At 39.7% G+C, this 16,612-nt stretch carries 20 protein-coding genes; 5 read left to right on the top strand and 15 right to left on the bottom strand.

Annotated elements, in window-relative coordinates:
• Window positions 1-128 precede the first annotated feature (128 nt).
• Window positions 129-479: a DUF1508 domain-containing protein gene (locus ACIQ32_RS08035; RefSeq protein WP_396195169.1), complete on the top strand. Its 351-nt coding sequence runs from the start codon at window positions 129-131 to the stop codon at window positions 477-479.
• Window positions 480-546: 67 nt separating this feature from the next.
• Here the strand turns inward: ACIQ32_RS08035 and ACIQ32_RS08030 are convergent, their stop codons facing one another.
• The 3 genes from ACIQ32_RS08030 to ACIQ32_RS08020 form a co-directional block, all read right to left on the bottom strand.
• A complete protein-coding gene (locus ACIQ32_RS08030) occupies window positions 547-735 on the bottom strand; it encodes a hypothetical protein (protein WP_396195168.1) in 189 nt (62 codons plus the stop codon).
• Between the two features lie 155 nt (window positions 736-890).
• Complete coding sequence (locus ACIQ32_RS08025; RefSeq protein ID WP_396195167.1) at window positions 891-3,038, bottom strand: S46 family peptidase; 2,148 nt, start codon at window positions 3,036-3,038, stop codon at window positions 891-893.
• A gap of 46 nt (window positions 3,039-3,084) precedes the next feature.
• Complete coding sequence (locus ACIQ32_RS08020) at window positions 3,085-4,320, bottom strand: 3-deoxy-D-manno-octulosonic acid transferase (protein ID WP_396195166.1); 1,236 nt, start codon at window positions 4,318-4,320, stop codon at window positions 3,085-3,087.
• Between the two features lie 96 nt (window positions 4,321-4,416).
• Here ACIQ32_RS08020 and ACIQ32_RS08015 point away from each other — a divergent pair, with 96 nt between their 5' ends.
• The 3 genes from ACIQ32_RS08015 to ACIQ32_RS08005 are packed head-to-tail and all read left to right on the top strand — an operon-like array spanning window position 4,417 to window position 7,481.
• The gene (locus tag ACIQ32_RS08015) at window positions 4,417-5,547 is read left to right on the top strand and encodes a DegT/DnrJ/EryC1/StrS family aminotransferase (protein ID WP_396195165.1); all 1,131 of its coding nucleotides are present in this window, start codon (window positions 4,417-4,419) and stop codon (window positions 5,545-5,547) included.
• Between the two features lie 2 nt (window positions 5,548-5,549).
• Window positions 5,550-6,566, top strand: a complete 1,017-nt coding sequence (gene galE / locus ACIQ32_RS08010) for a UDP-glucose 4-epimerase GalE (protein WP_396195164.1) — start codon at window positions 5,550-5,552, stop codon at window positions 6,564-6,566.
• A gap of 24 nt (window positions 6,567-6,590) precedes the next feature.
• Window positions 6,591-7,481 carry a DMT family transporter gene (locus ACIQ32_RS08005; RefSeq protein WP_396195163.1) on the top strand — a complete coding sequence of 297 codons (891 nt, stop codon included), beginning with the start codon at window positions 6,591-6,593 and terminating at the stop codon, window positions 7,479-7,481.
• Between the two features lie 32 nt (window positions 7,482-7,513).
• On the opposite strand, the gene ACIQ32_RS08000 is transcribed toward ACIQ32_RS08005, so the two are convergent.
• The 3 genes from ACIQ32_RS08000 to fabD form a co-directional block, all read right to left on the bottom strand.
• Window positions 7,514-7,774, bottom strand: coding sequence for a hypothetical protein (locus ACIQ32_RS08000; RefSeq protein ID WP_396195162.1), 261 nt, complete (start codon window positions 7,772-7,774; stop codon window positions 7,514-7,516).
• Between the two features lie 7 nt (window positions 7,775-7,781).
• The gene (locus tag ACIQ32_RS07995) at window positions 7,782-8,459 is read right to left on the bottom strand and encodes a peptidoglycan DD-metalloendopeptidase family protein (RefSeq protein WP_396195161.1); all 678 of its coding nucleotides are present in this window, start codon (window positions 8,457-8,459) and stop codon (window positions 7,782-7,784) included.
• Between the two features lie 78 nt (window positions 8,460-8,537).
• Window positions 8,538-9,410, bottom strand: coding sequence for an ACP S-malonyltransferase (fabD, locus tag ACIQ32_RS07990; protein ID WP_396195160.1), 873 nt, complete (start codon window positions 9,408-9,410; stop codon window positions 8,538-8,540).
• A gap of 118 nt (window positions 9,411-9,528) precedes the next feature.
• Here fabD and ACIQ32_RS07985 point away from each other — a divergent pair, with 118 nt between their 5' ends.
• A complete protein-coding gene (locus tag ACIQ32_RS07985) occupies window positions 9,529-11,145 on the top strand; it encodes a hypothetical protein (protein WP_396195159.1) in 1,617 nt (538 codons plus the stop codon).
• Between the two features lie 32 nt (window positions 11,146-11,177).
• Here the strand turns inward: ACIQ32_RS07985 and ACIQ32_RS07980 are convergent, their stop codons facing one another.
• From ACIQ32_RS07980 to ACIQ32_RS07940, 9 genes are all read right to left on the bottom strand, one after another.
• Window positions 11,178-11,702 carry an NADPH-dependent FMN reductase gene (locus tag ACIQ32_RS07980; protein WP_396195158.1) on the bottom strand — a complete coding sequence of 175 codons (525 nt, stop codon included), beginning with the start codon at window positions 11,700-11,702 and terminating at the stop codon, window positions 11,178-11,180.
• Window positions 11,699-11,929 (bottom strand): (4Fe-4S)-binding protein, encoded by a 231-nt coding sequence (locus tag ACIQ32_RS07975; RefSeq protein WP_396195157.1) that lies wholly within the window; start codon window positions 11,927-11,929, stop codon window positions 11,699-11,701. Before ACIQ32_RS07975 ends, ACIQ32_RS07980 begins: the two co-directional genes overlap by 4 nt.
• Window positions 11,930-11,934: 5 nt before the next feature.
• Window positions 11,935-12,342 (bottom strand): OsmC family protein, encoded by a 408-nt coding sequence (locus tag ACIQ32_RS07970; protein ID WP_396195156.1) that lies wholly within the window; start codon window positions 12,340-12,342, stop codon window positions 11,935-11,937.
• A gap of 10 nt (window positions 12,343-12,352) precedes the next feature.
• Window positions 12,353-12,688: a GNAT family N-acetyltransferase gene (locus ACIQ32_RS07965; protein WP_396195155.1), complete on the bottom strand. Its 336-nt coding sequence runs from the start codon at window positions 12,686-12,688 to the stop codon at window positions 12,353-12,355.
• 24 nt (window positions 12,689-12,712) lie between these two features.
• Window positions 12,713-13,429, bottom strand: a complete 717-nt coding sequence (locus tag ACIQ32_RS07960; RefSeq protein WP_396195154.1) for a pirin family protein — start codon at window positions 13,427-13,429, stop codon at window positions 12,713-12,715.
• Window positions 13,430-13,576: 147 nt separating this feature from the next.
• The gene (locus ACIQ32_RS07955; RefSeq protein WP_396195153.1) at window positions 13,577-14,152 is read right to left on the bottom strand and encodes a Crp/Fnr family transcriptional regulator; all 576 of its coding nucleotides are present in this window, start codon (window positions 14,150-14,152) and stop codon (window positions 13,577-13,579) included.
• A gap of 66 nt (window positions 14,153-14,218) precedes the next feature.
• Entirely contained in the window at window positions 14,219-14,566 is a 348-nt protein-coding gene (locus ACIQ32_RS07950) for a DUF6370 family protein (protein WP_396195152.1), read from the bottom strand.
• A 2-nt stretch (window positions 14,567-14,568) separates the two neighbouring features.
• Complete coding sequence (purT, locus tag ACIQ32_RS07945) at window positions 14,569-15,735, bottom strand: formate-dependent phosphoribosylglycinamide formyltransferase (RefSeq protein WP_396195151.1); 1,167 nt, start codon at window positions 15,733-15,735, stop codon at window positions 14,569-14,571.
• A gap of 128 nt (window positions 15,736-15,863) precedes the next feature.
• The coding region (locus tag ACIQ32_RS07940) for an aminotransferase class I/II-fold pyridoxal phosphate-dependent enzyme (protein ID WP_396195150.1) at window positions 15,864-16,612 on the bottom strand (749 nt) is incomplete at its 5' end.

Below are 16,612 nucleotides of genomic sequence, written 5' to 3'. Positions count from 1 at the left end.
ATTGGTAGACACGCTGGACTTAAAATCCAGTGAACAGCAATGTTCGTGCGGGTTCAAGTCCCGCTCTGAGTACAAAAGCCTCTAACATAGTTAGAGGCTTTTTTGTTTTAATCTCTTTTTAAATTTCAATGGGTACTTTTGTAATTAGTAAACGCCTGAGTGACGACTATAAATTTGAATTTGTTTCCAGAAAAGGGAAGCCGATTTTTACCAGCATCAACTATGAATTGCGATTTGAGTGCGAGGAAGCAATTGAGTTGTTCAAAGCTGCTATTGAAGAGTATTTATTTTTAAGATTCAAGACAGCAAAAGGAAAATGTTTCTTTAAACTAATGAAAGGCGATAAAGTTTTCGCCATAAGCAGAAAATATGCTACAGAGCTGATGATGCAAAAGGGAATAGATGAAATCATAAAGTATGCCCATAAAGCTGAGATTTTAGATTTTTCAACGGGAGATACTATTTTTTCAGAAAATTAAAGTTGTAAAATAATTCAAAAAGAAAAGCCACGCATAGCGTGGCTTTGATTCTTTCTGTAATTTAAAATTACTTAGCTGGAGCAGCAGTTGTGTCAGCAGCAGTTGTGTCAGCAGCAGTTGTGTCAACAGCAGCAGTAGTATCAACAGCTTCAACAGCAGTTGTGTCAGCAGCTGGCTCAGCAGCAGCGTCAGCTTGTTTACAAGAAACTACAGTTAATGTAGCAACAACAGCTAAACTTAAAAATACTTTTTTCATCTTACTTAATTATAAAAGGTTAATTATTAATTCGGAGCAAAGATATAAATTTTTTTATTCGGAAAAACTTTTATTTAACTTTTTTTAAAATTCCTCTTTAACTTCCGGTTTTTCATTTAACAACAATCGTGCCAAAACTAAAATATTTGTTAAAATTATTTTCTTTCTTTAGGGTAAATTATTTTCATTTCCTCAATCAGATTTTTAGCACCGGCAAATTTGTCAACAATAAACAATACATATCGTAAATCTACCATAATATTTCGGCAGATTTCAGGCGAGTAATAAATATCACTCATCGTTCCTTCCCAAACCCTATCGAAGTTCAAGCCAATCAAATTACCGTTAGCATCAAGAGCCGGACTACCGGAATTACCACCGGTAGTATGATTGGTTGCAATAAAGGCCACCGGCATTTTCCCTTTTACACTGTATTTTCCGTAATCTTTGGCGTTATACAAATCAATTAATTTTTGAGGTACATCAAATTCATAATCGCCCGGAATGTATTTTTCCATAACGCCATCCAAATAAGTAAACGGTTCGTAAACTACAGCATCATTTGGTTTGTAACCTTTAATTTTACCATAGGTTACTCTCAATGTACTATTGGCATCGGGGAATATCCGAGCCGATTTCGGACTCAATTCCAGAATAGCTTTCATATAAGTTCTTTGGGTGGCGATATTCCTTAGATTAATTTCATCGTATTTTGGCGCTACTTTTTTTAAATGACTTTCGGCCATGGCTTTGATCACTTGAAAGCCACTATCGTTATTTAATTTTTCCAAAACGGCTTTGCTTTCTCCGGTAAGCAATTCTTTGATTTTATCGTAACTAACCAATTGCGATTTACTGAACACTTCGGCAGCTAAATTGGACGCACTTACCTTTTCAAAATCCACCGGTAGAAAGGCTTTCGGGTATTTTTCGGTATAAATGGCAATTAACTGCTCAAATACTTTTTCGTCAACTTTAGCATTAAAATCTTTGTAAAAATCACCTAAACCGGTAATTAAATTGTTTCTGCGGTCGTTGAACGATTGTTCGCCTTTGGTATTGTAAATTTGTTCCAATTGGTACAATTTGTAACCCAAACTCAAAATCTCAGTATTGCGAAGGGCGATTTCACTGAATATATCACGTGCTAAAGCATATTCCTGAATTTCGGTATAGTTCTTTTCAAAATCGGCTAGTAAGTTACCGTATTCCGCTTGTTTACCTGCTGCATTGACTTTTTGTTGGAAATCAGCTTCAAATTGTTTCTTCATACCAACGGCATTGGCTTTTTTCAGTCCTTTGGTTTCGCCCATCCATTTTTTCCAAGAGTTGGCAATGCTGGCGTTTTTGGAAGCATACTGAATTTTAATGGCTTTGTCTTTGCGCATAAACTCGTTTTGCACTTTTAACGTTGCATCACGGATGGCTACTTTAGCCGGATTAAGGGTGTTAACAATCTGTTCTACCGCTACTGCAGGCAGGTATTCCTGAGTTCTTCCTGGATAGCCCATTACCATCGTAAAGTCGTTTTCCTTCAATCCTTTCAAAGAAATCGGAAAAAAGTGTTTTGGTTTGTATGGTACATTGTCTTTAGAATAAGCAGCCGGTTTGTTATTTTTATCTGCATAAATTCTGAACAAAGAAAAATCGCCTGTATGACGGGGCCAAACCCAGTTATCAGTATCGGAACCAAATTTTCCAATTGAACTTGGTGGTGCGCCAACCAAACGTACATCACGAAATGTTTCGGTTACAAATAATACGTATTGGTTGCCGTCAAAAAACGTCCTGATGCTGTTTTCTTGCCAAGATTCTTTTGGCAATGTTTTATGTAACAAACTGATGTTTTCCTGGATTTTTTTCTGTTTGTCGCTTTCTGAAGAAATACCGGCAGTACCTTCTAATACTTTCACAGTCACATCTTCAATGCGAACAATAAAGGTTACGAATAAATCTTTGTTGGGCAATTCTTCTTCCATTTTGTAAGCCCAAAAACCATTGGTCAGGTAATCGTTTTCAACGGTAGAATGGCTCTGTATGTTGTCATAACCACAGTGGTGATTGGTTAAAATCAGGCCTTTGTCCGAAATCACTTCAGCGGTACAACCGCCGTCAAAATGAGGTACGGCATCTTTTAAACTGGATTGATTAACCGAATAGATGTCTTCAGCAGAAATTTTCATGCCTAAGTTTTTCATTTCGCTTTCGTTCATTCCTTTCAATAACGAAGGAATCCACATGCCGCCTTGTTGTGCCTGAACTTGTACAACAATAAACAGGAGCAGCAGTTTAAGGTATTTCATATGTCTCATTTGTTTGTGTATTTGAAGGGTTTGTTTGTTAAAAAATTTATTTGTTACAAAGGTGATTGAAAATTACAGCAGTCGCTCCTTTGTTCATTTGGACAAATGTCTCGCAAATGTGTCCTTTTTCGTGGCGGATATCAGTATTCATAATCAAATTGTTGAAGGCATCGTTTAGTTGCTCTTGAGTAGTGACTGATATACAACCTTCCATATTGACTAAGGCCGTGGCTTCGGCAAAATGGCTGTAATTCGGACCAATCACTATCGGAAGGCCAAAAGTGGCCGGTTCCAAAATATTGTGAACACCCGGATGTCCAAATCCGCCACCCACATAAGCAATATCAGCATAGCTGTAAATCTTAGTCAGTATACCGATAGTGTCGATAATGAAAACTTGGTATTCAGTTAAGTTTTTGTACGCTTTTTCAGAAAACAAAACAGTTGATTTCGAAAGTTGAGATCGGAGATTTGAAATTTGCTCTGTCTTGATATTGTGCGGGGCGATGATAAACTTCACATCATCGTTTGATTGGTTGATGAAATTTACCAGCAAACTTTCATCTTTCGGCCATGAACTTCCAATAACTATAGTCGTTTTTTGGTTTTTAAATGCTTCTATAAAGTCCAAAGTATTATCGCGTTCCAATATGGCAACTACTCTGTCAAATCGGGTATCTCCTGAGATTTTTACATTTTGATAACCAATACTTTGCAATAGTTTTTTGGAGCTTTCGTTTTGTACAAAAAAGTAGTCAAAAGTTTTCAAGGCCTTTCTGTAGAAACCACCATACCATTTAAAAAAAGCTTGTTTTTCTCTAAAGATTCCCGAAATCAAATAGGTTTTGATGCCGGCTTTTTGCAAAACTTTTAGGTAATTCGGCCAAAATTCATACTTGATAAAAAACACCAATTCGGGCTTTACTAACTGTACAAATTTTTTGGCATTATAAGCGGTATCCAAAGGCAAGTAAACCGTAACATCGGCGACAGTATTGTTTTTTCTGACTTCATAACCCGAAGGCGAAAAAAAGGTCAACACTATTTTATGGTTGGGATATTCGGTTTTAATTTTTTCCATAACAGGCAATCCTTGCTCGTATTCGCCCAAGGAAGCGGCGTGGAACCAAATGGTTTTATCGTTCGGGTGGATTTTTTCGGATAAAGAACAGAAAACAGTTTTTCGACCATCCACAAATAGCTTCATTTTCGGACTGAAAAACGCCAAAATTTTAACGGTTGCAGCAGCTAAAAGCAGGATTAAATGGTACAAAAAATACATTCCGAAAAATTTGATGCGCTAAAATACGTTTCTTTTATCGAATAGGATATTCTACTTCAGAATTTCTTACTTTTGCTACGCATAATTTTTTACAATATGAGAAAAATTCAGATGGTTGACTTGAAAAGTCAATATGATAAAATTAAAGATACCGTTAATGCTTCCATTCAAGAAGTTTTAGATACAACCACTTACATTAACGGACCGTTGGTTCATGAATTTCAAAAAGATTTAGAGGAATATTTAGATGTTAAACACGTGATTCCTTGTGCCAACGGAACCGATGCTTTGCAAATCGCGATGATGGGCTTGGATTTAAAACCCGGCGATGAGGTTATCACAGCCGATTTTACTTTTGCGGCTACGGTTGAAGTAATTGCCTTGCTTCAGTTAACTCCGGTTTTGGTTGATGTAGATGTAGTGAATATGAATATTTCCATCGAAGCGATAAAAAAAGCGATTACACCAAAAACCAAAGCGATTGTACCGGTACATTTGTTCGGACGAGCAGCGAATATGGAAGCGATTATGGCCATTGCCAAAGAACACAATTTATATGTAATTGAAGACAATGCCCAAGCGATTGGCGCCAATTGTAAATTATCAGATGGTACTAAAAAGAAAGCCGGAACCATCGGACACGTGGCTTCAACGTCTTTCTTTCCGTCTAAAAACTTAGGTTGTTATGGCGATGGCGGGGCTATTTTTACCAATGATGATGCATTGGCTCACAAAATAAGAGGAATTGTTAATCACGGAATGTATGTGCGATACCACCATGATGTGGTAGGCGTAAATTCGCGTTTAGACAGTATCCAAGCCGGCGTTTTAAAAGCCAAATTACCTTTCTTGGATGCCTACGGAAAAGCACGTCAAGTTGCGGCCCGTAAATATTCAGCAGCCTTTGAAGGTCACAAAAATATCATTGCGCCTACTATTTGCGACATTTGTGATTGCCACGTTTTCCATCAATATACTTTGAGAATTATCAACGGTGACCGCAATGGTTTGATGGAACATTTGTTGGCTAAAGGTATTCCGTGCGCCATCTATTATCCGATTCCGCTGCACAGTCAGAAAGCTTATGCCGATGCTCGCTACAAAGAAGAAGATTTTCCGGTAACCAATCAGTTGGTTAAAGAGGTGATTTCATTACCAATGCATACCGAACTCGATGACGAGCAAATCCAATACATAACAGACAGTGTTTTAGAATTCTTCAATTAATTATGAAAAAAGTTTTAGTAACCGGCGGATTAGGTTTTATTGGTTCTCACACCGTAGTTGAATTGTTTAATGCAGGTTTTGAACCCCTAATTATTGATAATTTATCCAACTCTTCTATCAATGTTTTAGATGGTATTGAGCGAATCATTGGCAAAAAACCATTATTCGAAAAATTAGATTTAAGAGAAAAAGCCGCTGTACAACAGTTTTTTGCCCAACACAGTGATGTGGTTGGGGTAATCCATTTTGCAGCTTCTAAAGCAGTGGGTGAAAGTGTTGAAAATCCGTTGTTGTATTACGAAAACAACCTGAATACTTTGGTGTATATACTTCAGGAATTGTCACAATTGCCTGTTGCTAACTTTATTTTCAGTTCTTCTTGTACGGTTTATGGTCAGGCCGAAAAAATGCCAATAACCGAAGATGCTTCAATACAACCGGCCATGTCACCATACGGAAATACCAAGCAAATTGGTGAAGAAATTATCACTGATACGGCTAAGGTTACCAATATCAACTCCATTTTATTGCGCTATTTTAATCCGGTTGGAGCGCATCCTAGTACCGAAATAGGCGAATTGCCTAACGGTGTTCCGCAAAATTTAGTACCGTTTATTACCCAAACCGGTATGGGTTTACGCCAACAACTTTCAGTGTATGGAGATGATTATCCAACGCCTGACGGTACTGCGATTCGCGATTACATACACGTTGTTGATTTAGCTAAAGCCCATGTGGTGGCTTTACAACGATTACTGAACAAGCAAAACTTAGAAAAAGTAGAAACTTTCAATTTAGGCACCGGAACCGGAAGTTCTGTTTTAGAAGTAATTCAGGCTTTTGAAAAGGTATCCGGAAAAAAATTACCGTATCAAATAGTGGGCAGAAGGGAAGGCGATATTACATCGGCTTATGCCAATACTGATAAAGCCAATACTGTTTTGGGTTGGAAAGCCGAATTGACTCTGGAAGAAAGTTTGGCTTCTGCTTGGAAATGGGAACAAAAAATCAGAAGCTAAAACCGCTTCTAATCCACTAATTTAATGACGCCAAAAACCGATTTCAAACTACTTTTCTGCTTAATTATAGTTGCGGTAGTTTGGGGTACGACTTATTTGGGCATTCGCGTAGCCGTTGAAACCATACCGGAATGGTACATCACTTCAAGCCGACAAGGTTTAGCCGCTTTGATAGTATTGGCTATTTTAATGTATAAAAAACAGTTGGCGTGGATTGGATGGGAAAACTTCAAACTCCAATTTATTCCCGCTATTTTAATGATAGTCGTGGCCAACGGATTCACTACTATAGCCGAAAAAACTTTGCCCAGTGGCTTAACTTCCATTTTAAGTGCGTTGTCTCCTTTAGTGGTTTTTTTGGGCGGAACTGTAGGCGGAATACAAAAACCATCGCTCAAAGGATTTATAGGGGTATTGATAGGTTTTTTAGGTGTAGTTTTTATTTTTCGAGATGGTTTAGGGGATATTTTAGACCCAAACTATAAGACCGGTGTATTGTTCCTCAGCATAGCTATTTTAGCTTGGTCGATCGGAACGATTTATACCAAAATCCATACGCACAAGTCCAATAACATCGCACTGAATTTATTTTATCAGTTTTCCATTGCAGCTATAGTGCAGTTCGTTTTGGCTTTACTCTTGAATCCAAATGTAGATTTTACAACATGGAGTGCTCGCAGTATCGGAGCTACGCTATACCTTTCGGTTTTTGGGTCGGTGATTGCTTTTTTTGCTTACCATTATGCGCTCAAACGAGTATCGGCTATTCAAATTACGGTGTTGAATTATTTCAATACAGCCATTGCCGTATTTTTGGGCTGGTTGTTGTTGGACGAGGTCATCACGTCCGACTTTCTGATTGCTACGGTGTTGATTATTTTAGGTGTTTTTATCACCAACTATAAAAGGAATTAAAAAAATCCCACGCTTTCACATGGGATTTTAGTTTATTTTTCTACCGATTCTTTTAATTTTTTAGCGGCTTCTTCCATTTTTTTTGCGCTTTTTAATTTGGCGCTGTCAATCTTAGCTTTGGTTTTTTCTTTTATCGAATCGATTTTGATGTCGGCTTTTATGGCAGCGGAATCAATGGTTTCGTTCACTTCTTCTTTTAAAGCATCTTTGGCCGCGTCTAATTTTTCTTGGGTTTCGTTTTTACACGAAGTCAACAAAGCCATTAAGGCTAAGGACAAAACAATTTTTTTCATGTTTATTTTATTTAATTTTTAATAATAAATTGGGATCAGGACAATTCTGCAAATAAAATGCCAAGGTTTTTGAACTACATACGCCGGGATAATCACCGGTCTTGTTTTCCATATCAATGATGATTTGAAAATGCAAATGCGGTGCGTAATCACCGTTAATTGGCGGTAAGCCTAAAGAGGCAATTTGTTGACCTTTCTTTACAAAGGTACCTACTTTTTTCTCATTTAAACTATCCAAACTCAAATGACCGTATAAAGTGTGAAAAGTAAATCCGTCAATTATATGATGCAAAATAATGGTCGGCCCGTAATCACCTAAAGCATCATTATTCTGAAAACTGTGAATTTTGCCGTCTAAAGCAGCATAAATCGGTGCGGCTTCGTTAATCCACAAGTCCAGTCCGATATGAATGTTGCGCTCATCGGTGTTGTCGTTTTTGAAAACAGTACTTCTTTGGTATAAGTTGCGGGTTTCGTTGTAACCTCCAAAGGCAATTTGTGCTTGGTGGTTGTCTAAATGTTGCTGAATGTAGCGCTCATAATCTTGAGCTGTAGCCGGTTTATGCTGAGCCAAATGTTCATTGGTTACCGATAAATCCAAAGCTGAATAATAGGCATAATCAATGTGGTTGGCAATGACTTTAGCCGATTCGGTTTGCTTTAAAATATGATGGATTGCATTCATGATAAACAAAAATAAACAATCCTCGCAAATCAATGGTTCACGAGGATTTTATTTTACTGTTATTTTGTGAAAATGCTATTAAGCCGAAATTGTTTCGACTTCTCGGTCGATTTTATTCACCAAGCCAACCAATACTTTTCCGGGACCCACTTCTGTAAAGCTGGTCGCGCCGTCTTTAATCATTTGTTGTACGGATTGTGTCCATTTTACCGGAGCCGTCAATTGGGTGATTAAGTTTTTCTTGATTTCATCGGCATCAGAAATTGCGCTGGCCGTAACGTTTTGATAAACCGGACAACTTGGAGTATGGAAAGTAGTAGCTTCAATAGCGGCAGCTAATTCTTCTCTGGCCGGTTCCATCATAGGCGAATGGAAAGCACCGCCCACCGGTAACAATAAGGCTCTTTTGGCTCCGGCTTCTTTCATCGCTTCACAGGCTTTTTCCACAGCAGAGAACTCACCCGAGATTACCAATTGTCCGGGACAGTTGTAATTGGCCGCTACGACAACGCCGTCAACAGCAGCACAAACGTCTTCTACTATTTTATCGTCTAAACCTAAAACAGCCGCCATGGTAGAAGGGGTAATTTCGCAAGCTTTTTGCATGGCCATAGCGCGTTGGGAAACCAATTTTAAGCCGTCTTCAAAAGACAAAGTACCATTGGCTACCAAAGCAGAAAATTCTCCTAATGAGTGACCGGCAACCATATCGGGTTTGAAATTATCTAAAGTTTTAGCCAAAATCACCGAGTGTAAAAACACCGCCGGTTGTGTAACTTTGGTTTCTTTGAGTTCTTCGGCAGTGCCTTCAAACATAATATCGGTAATGCGGAAGCCTAAAATTTCATTGGCTTGTTCAAATAAGTCTTTGGCTATGGCCGAATTGTCATATAAGTCTTTGCCCATTCCGGTGAATTGAGCGCCTTGACCGGGAAATACGTATGCTTTCATTGGAATAAAATTAGACGACAAAAATAAGGATAACTGTGGAATAAAGAACATCTCTATTAAAATTGTAACTTTATAAAGCTTACTTACGTCAAATAGGCAAACTTAAAACCCAAAAACTATGAAAAAGTATTTACTCTTTGTGATCCTTTTCTTTTTACTGATTTATTTAACGATGCCCGTACTCAATTATGGTTTTTACAGTGTGGGAATCATCTTTTTAATCCTTTTATTTTTCTTGTTTATTATTTCTTTGGGAATTACAACTGATAGTGCAGGAAAAAAGTTTATAGTGAATCATAAACCCAAAAAATGGATGTTGATTGCGATGACCATCATTTTAGCTTATTTGACAATACTGCCGTTAATCACTTCTGCTACCTTTTTACACACTTCGAAGTACCAAAAAATGATAGGCGTAGTCAGCAAAGGCAATGAAATCTCCAAACACATAGCTCCGATTTCAATGGACAAAATCAGGGTCGTTGACCAAAACTTAGCTTATTTGTTGGGCGAAAAAATTATCGGATCGCAACCGGCTTTGGGAAGTCAGATTCAATTGGGTCGATTTTCCATTCAAAAAGTCAACAACGAATTATTCTGGGTGGCGCCATTATTGCACTCGGGATTCTTCAAATGGTTCAATAACCCAGAAGGGACACCGGGCTATGTGATGGTTTCCGCTACTAACGAACGTGATGTCAGATTGGTGGAAACAATCAACAACAAACCACTCAAAATAAAATACCAGCCGGCTGCTTATTTCCAAAGCGATATCCACCGCCATGTATATTTTAACGGTTATGCCGCGACAGGTTTAGAAGATTTTGTATTTGAAATTGATGAAGCCGGAAATCCGTATTGGGTGATTTCGACTTACCAAAAAGAAATCGGGTTTTCCGGAAAAAACGCCACCGGAGTTTTGGTGGTAGATGCCCAAACCGGAGCGATACAGCAATATGCAATTGCGGATACACCGGCTTGGGTAGATCGTATTCAACCCGCTGTTATCATTGAAGAACAATTGAACGATTGGGGTGAATTGATTAATGGCTATTGGAATTTCTCTAACCGAGATAAGTTACAAATTACCGAAGGTTTAACCTTGGTTTACGGGAAAAACGACCGTTCTTATTGGTACACCGGCTTGACTTCAGTAGGCAGTGACGAAAGTGCCGTTGGTTTTGTTTTGGTAGATACACGAACCAAAGAAACTACTTTTTACAAACAAAGTGGTGCAACTGAATACGCTGCACAGCAATCGGCAGAAGGGAAAGTGCAGGAGAAAGGGTATGTGACTTCGTTACCCATTCCTTATAACATCAACAATATTCCTACTTATGTGATGACCTTGAAAGATGATGGAGGTTTGGTCAAAATGTATGCGATGGTAGCCATTAACGATTATACTATAGTAGGGGTTGGCAACTCGATGAGAGAAACGTTGACTGCTTTCAAAAGCGCTTACAATTCCTCAGGGAATAAGATCAATCCCGGTTCTGCAGAAGCCAAGAAAAGCATCAAATCGGTCATTACTCGTATCCAAAGTGATGTAAAAAACGGTAATAGTTTTTATTATTTTACCATTAAAGATTATCCTCGAATATTTGTGGGTTCAACACAAGTCTCAGGAGAATTGCCTATAACAGTCGTGGGCGACAGCATCGAAATTTCGTTTGATGTTGATGAAGAAAAAATAATCGATGTCACCCGATTTGATAACAAAGCTTATCAATAAAAAAAAGCCCTAACATAATGTTAGGGCTTTTTTTACAATGTAATCGTCGATACTATTTGTTTTAATTCTTGTTCGTATTCAGAGTTGACGATTTTTCCGTCTTTGAAATGCTCATGGAAACTCGGCAACGAGAAACTGCCTTTTACTTCAGCGCCTTGAAACGGAAATCGCTTTAAGGCGATGTCTAATACTGTGGCACCACCACGCGCTCCGGGAGAAGTGGCCAACAAGAGCATCGGTTTTTGTTGGAATGTTTTCGCGTTAATTCGGGATGCCCAATCCAAGACGTTTTTGAAAGCAGCCGAATAAGCTCCGTTGTGTTCGGCCAAGGAAAGTACGATGCAATCGGCGCTTCCGATTTTATCATAAAACTGTTGTGCTAACGGATGAATTCCGTTTTCTTTTTCACGATCCACCGAAAACACCGGCATATCGTAATCGTTTAAATCTAAAACTTCGACAGCAGCATTTTCAAATAAATTTGCGGCATAAATCGCCAACTGTTTGTTGATTGAATTTCGGCTCGATGAACCGCCAATAGCTATTATTTTTTTCATTTTTCGGGGTTAAGATAATACGTTAAAGCACCGGATGGACACTTTTTAATCGTTTCTATAATTTTGTCTGTGGTTGAACCTTCGGGAGTAATCCACGGCTTTTCTTTAGGTTTGAAAACATCCGGATTGTTTTTGACGCAATGGGCTGAATGAATGCATTTGCCCGATTGCCATACAATCGTCACTTCGCCATTGGTGTATTCTTTGGTTAGGTTGTTCGGATCCATATTTTTTAGATTTTAGTGTCGATTTTTATTTGGTTTTTCAGAATTTTCGAGACCGGACATTTTTCGGCAATGAGTAATAATCGCTCTTTGATTTCCGGAGTTACTTTTTCCGAAAATGAAATGTCACGAGTAATAGTTGTTATCAATTCTCCCTTGATTTCCTGAGATAAATTCAATGAAATGTAAATTTCTGAAATGTCCCAACCTTTGCGGTCAATGTACATTCTCAAAGTCGATAAAGTACAACCCGCTAAAGAAGCCAAAAAGGTGGAAAACGGATCGGGACCGATATTCTGTCCGCCTACATTTTCCGGTTCGTCCATCAACAAAGTACCATTGCGCCAGGTAATGGAACACAAGTATTTTTGGGTGCCAATTTTGCCTTCTACGTTATTTTCTAAAAGATTTGCCATAAACTATTAATTATAAAACGTCTCTAAATTCGGCCACCTTGTCAAATACACTTTTGGCAAACGGACAAAGCGGGATGATTTTGAGGTTGTTCTCGCGAGCATATTCCACGGCCTTGGTGACCATTTTTTTGCCCAAGCCTTTGCCTTCATTACCGGGATTGACTTCGGTATGATCGATGATAATTTTGTCTTCGCCGGCAAAAACAAAGGTCATCATGGCTTCTTGCTTGCCCTCGATTTCAAGGTAAAAAAAGCCTTTTGAGCCGTCGATTTTAAGTTGTACATCGCTCATATATTTATTTTTTTGCTTTGCGTTTCTGCGTCTTGCGTGAAGTAAATCATACAAAGCCACAGAGTCGCAAAATTAATGTTATTGAATCATTGGAACTTCCATTAATAATACTTCCGCATCGGAAGTCGCTTCAAAAGTTACATTTTCAAAATCGGTTATCCCTAAGCCATCGCGTTGTGCCAAGTCTTGTCCGTCTACTTTAACACTTCCTTTGATTACAAATACGTATAATCCGTTGCCTTCTAATTTACGGCTGTAGTCCAAAGTTACGCCTTGGTCTAAATTACCCATGTGGAACCAAGCGTCTTGGTGAATCCAAACACCGGCATCATCGGCATTAGGAGATAGAATTAGTTGGAATTTATTATGACGGTCGGTGGTGTCCAAGGTTATTTGTTGGTAACGCGGTTCCACATTGCGGTATTTCGGGAAGACCCAAATTTGCAATAAGTTAGTTCTTCGGTCGTGATTCGGATTGAATTCACTGTGTTGGATTCCGGTTCCGGCACTCATGACCTGTACATCTCCAAACTTGATAACTTCAGTGTTGCCCATACTGTCTTTGTGCGCCAAATCGCCTTCGAGCGGAATGGTGATGATTTCCATATTGTCGTGCGGATGCGTTCCGAAGCCCATACCACCGGCCACAATGTCGTCGTTTAATACGCGCAAAACACCAAACTGTACTCGGTCGGGATTATAGTAACTCGCAAAACTAAACGTATGGTGGGCATCCAACCAACCATGATTGGCATGTCCTCTGGTTTCGGCTTTGTGTAAAATGGTATTTTTCATAGTATATAAATTTAGTAATTATTATGATACAAATTTATAATCAAGGGTAAGTTGAGACACTTAATGTAGGTTAAGAAATTTTTGAAGTTGCTGAGTAATTAAGTAACGGAGTTATTCGATAATCAGCAATATGAATGAGGATTGCGTTTATTTTTTCAGCAATCGCGCTTTCATTTTACTGAAGAATTCCGGCGTAACGCCAATATAAGAGGCGATTTGCTTTTGCGGGAGTTTTTGAATGAGTGTTGGGTATTTTTTGCAGAATTTTTCATAGCGTTCTTCGGCGGTCAGACTTAAGTTGTCCATCAAGCGCTCTTGGTTGGCCACTAAAGAATTCTCCGTTAAGATTCTGAAGAAACGTTCCAACTTTGGAATTTCGTGGTATAATTGTTCCTGATTTTTTTTGGAAAGCATAACAATTTCGGCATCTTCCATCACTTCAATAAAAAGATTGCCGGGTTTTTGGGAGAGCAAACTGTACATATCGCTAATCCACCAACCTTCACAAGCAAAACTCATCACATGTTCGACTATGTTGTCGTTGATGCTGAAGCTGCGCAGTAAACCTGAATTCACGAAATAGCCGTTTTTGCATACCTGACCGGCATTTTGTAAAATGGTTTTGGCTTTGACTTGTCGCGTTTCAGTTTTAGACAAAAACAGTTGTTCTTCTTCAGGCGTTAGGGAAATGTGTTTGGCGATATTGTCTAAAATCAGGCTCATGGTTTCAAAAATACGAAAATAGCGCCAAAAAAATCGGCCTTTCAGTGATGAAAGGCCGATTGGTTTTTAATGTTGGTGACCGTCGTGGTTGTTGTGGTCTTCTTTTTTTAGAGGCAGTAACTTAAAACTGGAAGCTACGAAACGGTCGTTTTTAATTTCTCCGACTACTTCTGCTTTTCTCACTGCGGAGCAAAAGCCGTCTTCAGCATGGGCATCGCCGTGTTTATTGATATCGGTTCCGTCAACGAAATAAGCTTTACCGTCAATGCGAACGGCTAAGTCACAACCGGCTTTGCCTTTCATTCCGAATTGGCATTGTCCGCAAGAAGCTTCTAATACTTGTGGCTTTTTTTCTTGGGCATTTAGGGCGTTGATTCCTAAAGTAAGGAAAGCCACTAACAATAATTTTTTCATCATTATAAATTTACGGTTACTAATTTTGCAGTCTCTTTGGCTCTTTCTACTACGTTTTCAATTGGAGTTTCTAACGAATCATGTGTTAAAACGATTCCCATTCTGCGGTAAGGACGAGCACTTGGTTTCCCAAAGATACGAAAATCAGTTTTAGGTAAAGCAGCCACGTTTGGAATTCCGCTGTAGGTTGGGTTAGTCGAATTACCACCGGCCAAGATTACAGCACTCGCTCCGGCTTTTTCCAACGTAATTTCAAAGATGGGCAAGCTCAAAACGGCGCGCAAATGCAATTCAAATTCGTTGAAGTTTTGCGTGCCGGCTAAGGTTACCATGCCCGTATCGTGTGGTCTTGGAGATAATTCTGAGAAATAAACTCCTTCGTCGGTCAGGAAAAATTCTACGCCAAACAAACCGGCTCCGCCTAAGGCTTCGGTGACTTTTCGCGCCATGTCTTGTGCTTCTTGAAGGTCTTTGTCGGAAACCTTGGCCGGTTGCCAACTTTCTTGGTAATCGCCACGCTCTTGTCGGTGACCGATGGGTGCACAGAACAATGTCGGATTGCCATTTTGAGTAACGGTCAACAAAGTAATCTCGGAATGAAAATTCACGAAGGCTTCTACGATGACTTCAATGATGTCGCCACGTGAACCTTCCTCGGCGTATTGCCAAGCTTTTAGAATATCCGCTTCGGTTTTGATGGTCGATTGGCCTTTGCCGGAGGAACTCATCAACGGTTTTACGACACAAGGAATTCCGACTTCCGCTACTGCTTTTTGCAGTTCTTCGGCTGAGGTTGCGTAGCGGTAATTGGCGGTTCTCAAGCCTAGTTCTTTGGCCGCTAAATCGCGAATGGCTTTGCGGTTCATAGTGAAGTTCGCTGCTTTGGCCGATGGCACAACGGTGATGCCTTGTTTTTCATAATCGTAAAAACGTTCGGTGCGTATGGCTTCGATTTCGGGAACGATAAAATCCGGTTGGTGTTGGGCTACGATACGGTCGAGTTCGGCACCATCGAGCATGTTGATGACTTCAAAGTCGTGTGCGACTTGCATGGCCGGAGCATTTTCGTAACTGTCGACAGCAATTACTTTCTGTCCGATGCGTTGGGCTGCGATTACAAATTCTTTGCCTAGTTCGCCGGAGCCTAAGAGGAGTATTTTTTTAGTCATGGTTTGTAGTTAGCAGGGTTTGCGCGAAGGATTGGAGCAAGTACCGCGTACTGTGGAAAGCCTGGCCCAAAGGGCGCGCCCTAATTAATAATAAAAAAGCCCCAAGTTTCCTCGAGGCATGATATGTTTTAAGCTAGTGCTTCTTTGATTCTTTTGAATGCTTCGGTTAGCAGTTCTTCGCTGGTGGCGTAAGACAAACGGATGCAGTTCGGGTTTCCGAAAGCGTCGCCGGTTACTGTGGCTACATTGGCTTCGGAAAGCAAATACATGGAGAAATCGTCGGCGTTGGCGATTAGTTTTCCGCGTAAGGTTTGGCCGAAATAAGCCGAAACATCAGGGAAAAGGTAAAACGCGCCATCAGGCACATTGATTTTGAAGCCCGGAATGTCTTTGGCTAAGGCGACCACCAAGTCTCTGCGGTTTTTGAAGGCGGAAACCATTTCGTTTAACACACTTGGGTCGGCTTCTACGGCAGTAATTGTGGCGCGTTGGGCAATAGAGTTGGCACCGGAAGTTACTTGGCCTTGCATTTTGGTACAGGCTTTGGCAATAAATTCGGGAGCGCCGATATATCCGATTCTCCAGCCGGTCATAGCGAAAGCTTTAGCTACACCGTTTACCGTAATGGTTCTGTCGAATAGTCCCGCAATGGAAGCGATGCTGCAAAACGTTCCTGAGAAATTGATGTGTTCGTAGATTTCGTCGGAAACGATGTAAATGTTAGGGTATTTTGCTAAGACTTTGCCGATAGCCTCGAGTTCTTCGCGGTTATACACTGAACCACTCGGGTTGCACGGTGAACTGAACCACATCATTTTAGTTTTCGGGGTAATGGCTTTTTCCAGTTGCTCTGGAGTGATTTTGAAATCGCTTTCTA

It is taken from the genome of Flavobacterium sp. (genome assembly GCF_044373165.1).
Taxonomy (GTDB): Bacteria; Bacteroidota; Bacteroidia; order Flavobacteriales; family Flavobacteriaceae; genus Flavobacterium.
The sequence above is the reverse complement of the archived record's forward strand: the minus strand, read 5'-3'. Positions and strand labels throughout refer to the sequence as shown.

Bases quoted from the DNA above. Each gene is read 5' to 3' on its own strand.
- ACIQ32_RS07955 (WP_396195153.1), bottom strand. From the start codon at position 14,152: ATGAGCCTGATTTTAGACAATATCGCCAAACACATTTCCCTAACGCCT.
- ACIQ32_RS07960 (WP_396195154.1), bottom strand. From the start codon at position 13,429: ATGAAAAATACCATTTTACACAAAGCCGAAACCAGAGGACATGCCAAT.
- ACIQ32_RS07975 (WP_396195157.1), bottom strand. From the start codon at position 11,929: ATGGATCCGAACAACCTAACCAAAGAATACACCAATGGCGAAGTGACG.
- ACIQ32_RS07995 (WP_396195161.1), bottom strand. From the start codon at position 8,459: ATGAATGCAATCCATCATATTTTAAAGCAAACCGAATCGGCTAAAGTC.
- ACIQ32_RS07985 (WP_396195159.1), top strand. From the start codon at position 9,529: ATGAAAAAGTATTTACTCTTTGTGATCCTTTTCTTTTTACTGATTTAT.
- ACIQ32_RS07980 (WP_396195158.1), bottom strand. From the start codon at position 11,702: ATGAAAAAAATAATAGCTATTGGCGGTTCATCGAGCCGAAATTCAATC.
- ACIQ32_RS08000 (WP_396195162.1), bottom strand. From the start codon at position 7,774: ATGAAAAAAATTGTTTTGTCCTTAGCCTTAATGGCTTTGTTGACTTCG.
- fabD (WP_396195160.1), bottom strand. From the start codon at position 9,410: ATGAAAGCATACGTATTTCCCGGTCAAGGCGCTCAATTCACCGGAATG.
- ACIQ32_RS07950 (WP_396195152.1), bottom strand. From the start codon at position 14,566: ATGAAAAAATTATTGTTAGTGGCTTTCCTTACTTTAGGAATCAACGCC.
- ACIQ32_RS08025 (WP_396195167.1), bottom strand. From the start codon at position 3,038: ATGAAATACCTTAAACTGCTGCTCCTGTTTATTGTTGTACAAGTTCAG.
- purT (WP_396195151.1), bottom strand. From the start codon at position 15,735: ATGACTAAAAAAATACTCCTCTTAGGCTCCGGCGAACTAGGCAAAGAA.
- ACIQ32_RS07970 (WP_396195156.1), bottom strand. From the start codon at position 12,342: ATGGCAAATCTTTTAGAAAATAACGTAGAAGGCAAAATTGGCACCCAA.
- galE (WP_396195164.1), top strand. From the start codon at position 5,550: ATGAAAAAAGTTTTAGTAACCGGCGGATTAGGTTTTATTGGTTCTCAC.
- ACIQ32_RS08020 (WP_396195166.1), bottom strand. From the start codon at position 4,320: ATGTATTTTTTGTACCATTTAATCCTGCTTTTAGCTGCTGCAACCGTT.
- ACIQ32_RS08005 (WP_396195163.1), top strand. From the start codon at position 6,591: ATGACGCCAAAAACCGATTTCAAACTACTTTTCTGCTTAATTATAGTT.
- ACIQ32_RS08015 (WP_396195165.1), top strand. From the start codon at position 4,417: ATGAGAAAAATTCAGATGGTTGACTTGAAAAGTCAATATGATAAAATT.
- ACIQ32_RS08030 (WP_396195168.1), bottom strand. From the start codon at position 735: ATGAAAAAAGTATTTTTAAGTTTAGCTGTTGTTGCTACATTAACTGTA.
- ACIQ32_RS08035 (WP_396195169.1), top strand. From the start codon at position 129: ATGGGTACTTTTGTAATTAGTAAACGCCTGAGTGACGACTATAAATTT.